Source organism: Pseudomonas sp. 05T35 (assembly GCF_056396605.1).
In genome coordinates, this window is the sequence record NZ_JBFTLU010000206.1 from 1 (window position 1) to 7,646 (window position 7,646).

Genomic DNA, 7,646 nt, shown 5'->3' on the forward strand with positions numbered 1-7,646 from the left:
CCGTGCAGAGTCCGTGCAGAGTGTCCGGGAAGACACCCATTGCGACAGCGTTGTGCTTGACAGCTTCCTTCGTGCAGGCGGCCACGGCACCAGAGTAGAACCACTGACGTAGCATCAGTTTCTTTGTTTTTTGCAAACGCATGGGTCGGGCATTCGAAATGAGCGTCAGGCGTTTGCCAGCAGGAAGCGGGGTTGAAACCTCGCGCTACCTGAGTGATTGGATCCCGTAGTTGCCAACAAGCACGGTCATCACTGAGTTGCATTATAGCGACCGATTGGCAGAACACTATCTCGAATAACTTAAAAGTGCTTCGTTCTGTGAATTTGTTTTGTTACCCGCAAGTCGCGTGTGCAGTGCACTTTGGGGCAACGTCTTTAACAAGCCCATTTCCTGACGCCGTTAAGTCGTACAAGTTGAGTGGATTAGAAGGCGGTTGTTATTCAGTGTCAGCTAAAGTGTCAAAATCTGTAATGAACGGGGCCCGGTCTTATCGGAAAATGTACTGCAGGCCTCATTCCATTGGGTCGTGCGTCGGTTGATTGCGATTATCGATTAATGGTTCGATAATCGCCCAACCTTGGCTGCCGATGCTTGTACACAAGCTCCGGAGCAGCTTGTAATAGTGATCGAACTCTGGGGAATGACCTGACATGAACGATCAATTGCGCAATTCCTTTGCTTCAGTGGCGCCGCCGATCGTTGCTTCGCCGGCCAAGCGGCTTCAGGCATTCACTGGCGATCCGGACTTCATGACCTCCCTGGCTCGCGGCCTGGCGGTGGTGCAAGCCTTCCAGGAGCGCAAGCGGCATCTGACCATCGCGCAAATCAGCCACCGTACGGAAATTCCCCGCGCTGCCGTACGCCGTTGCCTGCATACGCTGATCAAGCTCGGCTACGCAACCACCGATGGCCGAACCTATTCGCTGCTGCCCAAAGTCCTGACCCTTGGCCATGCCTATCTGTCCTCGACGCCGCTGGCGGTATCGGCCCAGCCTTATCTGGACCGCATGAGCGAACAACTGCACGAGGCTTGCAACATGGCCACGCTGGAAGGTGATGACATCTTGTACATCGCCCGTTCGGCAACGACCCAGCGTTTGATCTCGGTCGATCTGTCGGTGGGCGGGCGGTTGCCGGCTTATTGCACCTCCATGGGTCGGATTCTTCTGGCCGCGCTGGACGATGCATCGCTGCACGATTACCTCGAACATGCCGAATTGCAGGCCAAGACCAGCCGCACCCTGCATACGCGCGAGTCGTTGCTTGAATGTCTCCAGGAAGTTCGGCAGCAAGGCTGGTGCATTGTCGACCAGGAACTCGAGCAAGGCCTGCGCTCAATTGCCGTTCCGGTGTACGACGCATCCGGTCAGGTGCTGGCTGCACTGAATGTCAGCACCCATGCCGGACGGGTCAGCCGCAACGAACTGGAGCAGCGTTTTTTGCCCGGGTTGTTGAGTGCCAGCCGTGAGTTGAGTGCCCAGCTGTTTGCGTAAGCTGTTCGGTAAACGCACAGAGTCGCGTTTGGCGAATTGACGGTGTTTCCCTTGGCTCATTAATGTCGCGGCAGCGTCATCCGCTGCTGTTGGCCACTGCTCCTGGCACCGGAAGACCACCGAATAATAATGAAGAGGCGATTGCCCGCGCGTATTCGCCTGCACTTCTTGCCTGGAATAAAAATAATGAACCAGCCTCAATCCGCTGTCGGGAACTGCCTCGATGTGCAGTCCTTTATCAATGCCCAACCGCTGTCGCGCTATCAATGGCGGGTGGTGATCCTGTGTTTCCTGATTGTGTTTCTCGATGGCCTGGACACAGCGGCCATGGGCTTTATCGCACCGGCGCTGTCTCAGGATTGGGGGATCGACCGCGCCAGCCTCGGCCCGGTTATGAGCGCAGCGCTGATCGGCATGGTCTTTGGTGCACTGGGCTCCGGACCGCTGGCTGACCGTTTTGGACGAAAAGTCGTACTGGTCGGCGCGGTGCTGTTGTTCGGCGCCTTCAGTCTGGCCTCGGCCTACAGCACGAATGTCGAGCAACTGCTGGTGCTGCGTTTCCTGACCGGGCTTGGCCTGGGCGCCGGCATGCCGAACGCCACCACGCTGCTGTCGGAGTACACCCCGGAGCGCAAAAAATCCCTGCTGGTGACCAGCATGTTCTGCGGCTTCAACCTGGGCATGGCCGGTGGCGGTTTCATCTCCGCCAAGCTGATCCCGGCGTTTGGCTGGCACAGCCTGTTGCTGATCGGCGGGATCCTGCCGTTGATTCTCGGCGTGGTGCTGTTGCTGTGGCTGCCGGAGTCGGCGCGTTACCTGGTGGTGCGCAATCGCGGCACCGACAAGGTACGCAAGGCACTGGCGCCGATTGATCCGGCGACTATTGCCCAGGCGTCGAGTTTCAGCGTACCCGAACAGAAAACCGTAAAGGCCCGCAACGTGTTCGCGGTGATTTTCTCCGGCACTTACAGCACCGGTACGTTGTTGCTGTGGCTGACCTATTTCATGGGCTTGGTCATCGTCTACCTGTTGACCAGTTGGCTGCCGACCCTGATGCGTGACAGCGGCGCGAGCATGGAACAGGCGGCCTTCATTGGTGCGTTGTTCCAGTTTGGCGGCGTGTTGAGTGCAGTGGCGGTGGGGTGGGCGATGGACCGGTTCAATCCGCACAAGGTGATCGGCACTTTCTACTTGTTGGCCGGGGTGTTTGCCTACGCGGTAGGGCAAAGCCTGGGCAACATCACGCTGCTGGCAACGTTGGTGCTGGTCGCCGGTATGTGCGTCAACGGCGCGCAATCGGCGATGCCGTCGCTGGCGGCGCGCTTCTATCCGACTCAAGGTCGGGCCACGGGTGTGTCGTGGATGCTCGGGATTGGGCGTTTCGGTGCGATTCTCGGCGCCTGGATGGGGGCGACGCTGTTGGGCCTGGGCTGGAATTTCGAACAGGTGCTGACAGCCTTGGTGATTCCGGCCGCGCTGGCCACCACGGCGGTGGTGATCAAAGGCATGGTCAGCCATGCGGATGCGACCTGAAGGCAGGATTCAGATTTTTTAGCGGGTTTGATGGTCTCTTCGCGAGCAAGCCCGCTCCCACAGGGATCACCCATCACCTGTGGGAGCGTGCCTGCTCCGGGCGGCGTTCCGACGAAGCTTTTGATTAGATCAGTAGGAAGACAACAATCTGTTCGATAAACGAACACTTAGTCGATTATCGGATTGTTTGAGGTTTTTCGGCGGCTTAATCTTCAGTCATTCCGGCGCTGCTCATCGCGCCTTGTCCTCCACATCGGTTTACTGAGAATCGGGAGTCCAACCCCATGGCTGAAATCCTTTCGCTGCACGACGCGGTGAAGCAATTCGTCAACGACGGCGATACCGTCGCGCTTGAAGGCTTCACGCACTTGATTCCGACCGCAGCGGGTCATGAAATCATTCGTCAGGGCAAGAAAGACCTGACGCTGGTGCGCATGACCCCTGACCTGGTCTACGACCAATTGATCGGTGCCGGTTGTGCTCGCAAGCTGATTTTCTCCTGGGGCGGTAACCCGGGCGTGGGCTCGCTGCACMGTCTGCGTGATGCCGTCGAGAAACAGTGGCCGCATGCGCTGGAAATCGAAGAGCACAGCCACGCCGACCTGGCCAATGCCTACGTCGCGGGCGCTTCCGGCCTGCCGTTCGCAGTGCTGCGCGCCTACGCCGGTTCCGACCTGCCGAAGGTCAACCCGTTGATCAAAAGCGTGACCTGCCCGTTCACCGGTGAAGTGCTGGCGGCGGTGCCGTCGGTGCGCCCGGACGTCACGGTGATCCACGCGCAAAAGGCCGATCGCAAGGGCAACGTCTTGCTCTGGGGCATTCTTGGGGTGCAGAAGGAAGCCGCATTGGCTGCCAAGCGCTGCATCGTCACGGTTGAAGAAATCGTCGACGACCTGAAGGCGCCGATGAACGCTTGTGTCCTGCCGACCTGGGCCTTGAGCGCGGTGTGCCATGTGCCCGGTGGCGCGCATCCGTCCTACGCCCACGGTTATACCGAGCGCGACAACCGCTTCTATCAGGCCTGGGACCCGATTGCCCGCGACCGTGAAACCTTCACCGCGTGGATCAACGAATACATCCACGGCAGTGCTGACTTCAGTGAATTCCAGGCCAAGCTGGCCAAAGCGTCGGAGGCTCAATAATGGCTTACTCCACCAATGAAATGATGACCGTCGCCGCCGCTCGCCGCCTGAAGAATGGCTCGGTGTGTTTCGTCGGCATCGGCCTGCCGTCGAAAGCGGCCAACCTGGCTCGTCTGACTTCCTCTCCAGATGTAGTCCTGATCTATGAATCGGGTCCGATCGGTGCCAAGCCGACGGTATTGCCGCTGTCGATCGGTGACGGCGAGTTGGCGGAAACCGCCGACACCGTCGTCCCGACCGGTGAGATTTTTCGCTACTGGTTGCAAGGCGGGCGTATTGACGTCGGCTTTCTCGGTGCCGCTCAGGTCGACCGTTTTGGCAACATCAACACCACCGTGGTCGGCGATTACCATCAGCCGAAAGTCCGCCTGCCGGGTGCCGGCGGTGCGCCGGAGATCGCCGGCTCGGCGAAAAGCGTGTTGATCATCCTTAAACAGTCGGCTCGCTCGTTTGTCGACAAACTCGACTTTATTACCTCGGTCGGTCATGGCGAAGGCGGCGACTCGCGCAAGCGTCTCGGCCTGCCGGGCGCCGGTCCCGTGGGGATCATTACTGACCTGTGCATCATGGAACCGGAAGCCGGCACCAACGAATTCGTGGTCACCGCGCTGCACCCGGGCGTGACCCGCGAGCAAGTGATCGCTGCCACCGGTTGGGCTGTCCGCTTTGCCGATCAGCTGGAACACACCGCCGAACCGACCGCCATCGAGTTGGCCGCACTGCGTGATCTTGAAGCGCGTACCGCTGCCGCCCACGGCCAAGCACCGGGAGAAGCCTGATGCGCGAGGTTTATATCTGCGATGCGATTCGCACACCGATCGGCCGTTTTGGCGGTGGTTTGTCGACGGTCCGCGCTGACGATCTGGCTGCCGTACCGATCAAGGCACTGATGGAGCGCAACCCGAGTGTCGATTGGAGCGCCGTGGACGAAGTGTTCCTCGGTTGCGCCAACCAGGCCGGTGAAGACAACCGCAACGTGGCGCGCATGGCATTGCTGCTGGCCGGGTTGCCGGACAGTATTCCCGGCGTGACCCTCAATCGCCTGTGCGCCTCGGGCATGGACGCCATCGGCACCGCGTTCCGGGCAATTGCCAGCGGTGAGATGGAGCTGGCAATTGCCGGCGGTGTCGAGTCGATGTCCCGCGCACCATTCGTGATGGGCAAGGCCGATGCGGCGTTCTCGCGCAACATGAAACTGGAAGACACCACCATCGGCTGGCGCTTCATCAACCCGTTGATGAAGGCTCAATACGGCGTCGACGCGATGCCGCAGACGGCCGACAATGTGGCCGACGATTACGCGGTTTCCCGTGCCGATCAGGATGCTTTCGCACTGCGCAGTCAGCAACGGACGGCGGCCGCGCAAGCTGCCGGCTATTTCGCCGAAGAAATCGTCCCGGTGCGCATTGCCCACAAGAAGGGCGAAAGCGTGGTCGAGCAGGACGAGCATCCGCGCGCTGACACCACCCTGGAAACCCTGAGCAAACTCAAACCGGTCAACGGCCCGGACAAAACCGTCACCGCTGGCAACGCCTCGGGTGTGAACGACGGTGCCGCGGCGCTGATTCTCGCGTCTGCCGAAGCGGTGAAAAAGCATGGTCTGACCGCCCGCGCTCGGGTATTGGGCATGGCCAGCGCTGGTGTTGCGCCGCGAGTGATGGGCATCGGCCCGGTGCCGGCGGTGCGCAAGTTGACCGAACGGCTGGGCGTGGCGGTCAGCGATTTCGATGTGATCGAACTCAATGAAGCCTTTGCCAGCCAGGGCCTGGCGGTGTTGCGTGAACTCGGTCTGGCCGACGACGCAGCGCAGGTCAACCCGAACGGTGGCGCCATCGCTTTGGGCCATCCGCTGGGCATGAGCGGTGCGCGGCTGGTACTGACGGCGCTGCATCAGTTGGAAAAAACCGGCGGCAAGAAAGCGCTGGCGACCATGTGCGTTGGCGTTGGCCAGGGCCTGGCACTGGCCATCGAACGGGTCTGACGCGCCGCCGCGCTATCGAACAAGAAAAGAGGAGGTTTCATGACTGACAAGCCTGGTTACCGTCGCCCGCAAGCGGGCACCCAGCCGGAATATTTGCATCCGGCCTATCAATCGACCAACCGCCGTTCGCCGTCCAAACCGTTGGTGTTTTTGCCTCACTCATTGTCGGAAATCACCGGCCCGACCATTGGTGCCGAGTCTCTGCAAGAGCGGGACAATGACCTGACCGCCCAACATCAGGGCGCGCCATTGGGTGAGCGGATCATCATTCACGGCCGCGTGCTGGATGAGAATGGCTTGCCGGTGCCGGGGATTTTGGTGGAGATCTGGCAGGCCAACGCCGCTGGCCGCTACAACCACGACCGCGACCTGCATGATGCGCCGCTGGACCCGAACTTCACCGGTACTGGCCGCACCGTGACCGACGCCGATGGCTGGTACCAGTTCCAGACCATCAAGCCTGGTGCTTACCCGTGGGGCAACCACCACAATGCCTGGCGCCCCGCGCATATCCATTTCTCGCTGTTCGGGCCGAGCATTCTGACCCGTCTGGTCACGCAGATGTATTTCCCCGGTGATCCGTTGCTGGCCTACGACCCGATCTACAACTGCGTACCCGACACCAGTGCCAAAGAGCGCTTGATCGCCAGTTTCGACCTGGAAAAAACCATCCCGTCCTACGCCCTCGGTTATCGCTGGGACATCGTTTTGCGCGGCCGCGATGCCACGCCGATGGAGAAATAAGATGACGCTGAACGCGACGACGTCCCACACGGTCGGGCCGTATTACCACATCGGTCTGACCTGGTTGAACCGTGAAAACCTGACCGTTGAACAAACCCTCGGCGAGCGTGTGACGATCACTGGGCAAGTGGTCGATGGCAACGGCGATTTCGTCAACGACGCGATGCTGGAAGTCTGGCAGGCCAATGCCGCTGGCAAGTATGACCATCCAGAAGACGAGCAGGACAAACCGCTGGACCCGAATTTCGAAGGGTTTGGCCGAGTACCGGTGGACGCAGAAGGGCGATTCCGTTTCACCACCATCAAACCGGGGACAGTGCAGGGGCTCAAGGGCAGCACACAGGCGCCGCACCTGGTGGTGCTGGTGTTTGCCCGGGGACTGGTCAAGCACTTGCTGACGCGGATCTATTTTGACGGTGAACCGGCCAACACCAGCGACCCGCTGCTGGCCTGCGTGCCTGAGGAGCGCCGCACGACCTTGATGGCGAAAGCCAATGGGACGGGCACGTTGCAGTGGAACGTAATCCTGCAGGGCACCGAGGCCGAGACGGTGTTTTTCGATTACTGAGTTCACCGCACTTTTGTGGTGAGGGGGGGCAAGTCCTGATGCTGGTAAGTTGGGCCGTTGCACGACTCGTAGCAGCTGGCGAAGCCTGCGTTCGGCTCGGTCCGCGTTCGGGCGAAGCAGTCGTAAAATCAGGCACCACGTTTTTTCAGGTTAACCGTGGAGGCAGGATTTACGGCCGCTTCGC

The 7,646-nt window shown here is 60.3% G+C and carries 7 protein-coding genes; all 7 read left to right on the forward strand.

Annotated elements, in window-relative coordinates; all coding sequences use genetic code 11:
* Nucleotides 1–651 precede the first annotated feature (651 nt).
* The 7 genes from pcaR to pcaG all read left to right on the forward strand — a co-directional run bounded on the left by pcaR (nucleotide 652) and on the right by pcaG (nucleotide 7,462).
* Nucleotides 652–1,494, forward strand: coding sequence for a pca regulon transcriptional regulator PcaR (pcaR, locus tag AC1DH9_RS16665; RefSeq protein ID WP_477808446.1), 843 nt, complete (start codon nucleotides 652–654; stop codon nucleotides 1,492–1,494).
* A 186-nt stretch (nucleotides 1,495–1,680) separates the two neighbouring features.
* The gene (gene pcaK / locus AC1DH9_RS16670; RefSeq protein WP_427530173.1) at nucleotides 1,681–3,027 is read left to right on the forward strand and encodes a 4-hydroxybenzoate transporter PcaK; all 1,347 of its coding nucleotides are present in this window, start codon (nucleotides 1,681–1,683) and stop codon (nucleotides 3,025–3,027) included.
* A 284-nt stretch (nucleotides 3,028–3,311) separates the two neighbouring features.
* Nucleotides 3,312–4,169: a CoA transferase subunit A gene (locus AC1DH9_RS16675; RefSeq protein WP_477808447.1), complete on the forward strand. Its 858-nt coding sequence runs from the start codon at nucleotides 3,312–3,314 to the stop codon at nucleotides 4,167–4,169.
* Complete coding sequence (locus AC1DH9_RS16680; protein ID WP_173859966.1) at nucleotides 4,166–4,948, forward strand: CoA-transferase subunit beta; 783 nt, start codon at nucleotides 4,166–4,168, stop codon at nucleotides 4,946–4,948. Before AC1DH9_RS16675 ends, AC1DH9_RS16680 begins: the two co-directional genes overlap by 4 nt.
* Nucleotides 4,945–6,150 (forward strand): 3-oxoadipyl-CoA thiolase, encoded by a 1,206-nt coding sequence (pcaF, locus tag AC1DH9_RS16685; protein ID WP_347929137.1) that lies wholly within the window; start codon nucleotides 4,945–4,947, stop codon nucleotides 6,148–6,150. Before AC1DH9_RS16680 ends, pcaF begins: the two co-directional genes overlap by 4 nt.
* 39 nt (nucleotides 6,151–6,189) lie before the next feature.
* Nucleotides 6,190–6,894, forward strand: coding sequence for a protocatechuate 3,4-dioxygenase subunit beta (pcaH, locus tag AC1DH9_RS16690; protein WP_054596034.1), 705 nt, complete (start codon nucleotides 6,190–6,192; stop codon nucleotides 6,892–6,894).
* 1 nt (nucleotide 6,895) lies between these two features.
* Nucleotides 6,896–7,462 carry a protocatechuate 3,4-dioxygenase subunit alpha gene (gene pcaG / locus AC1DH9_RS16695; protein WP_427536851.1) on the forward strand — a complete coding sequence of 189 codons (567 nt, stop codon included), beginning with the start codon at nucleotides 6,896–6,898 and terminating at the stop codon, nucleotides 7,460–7,462.
* Nucleotides 7,463–7,646: the final 184 nt, after the last annotated feature.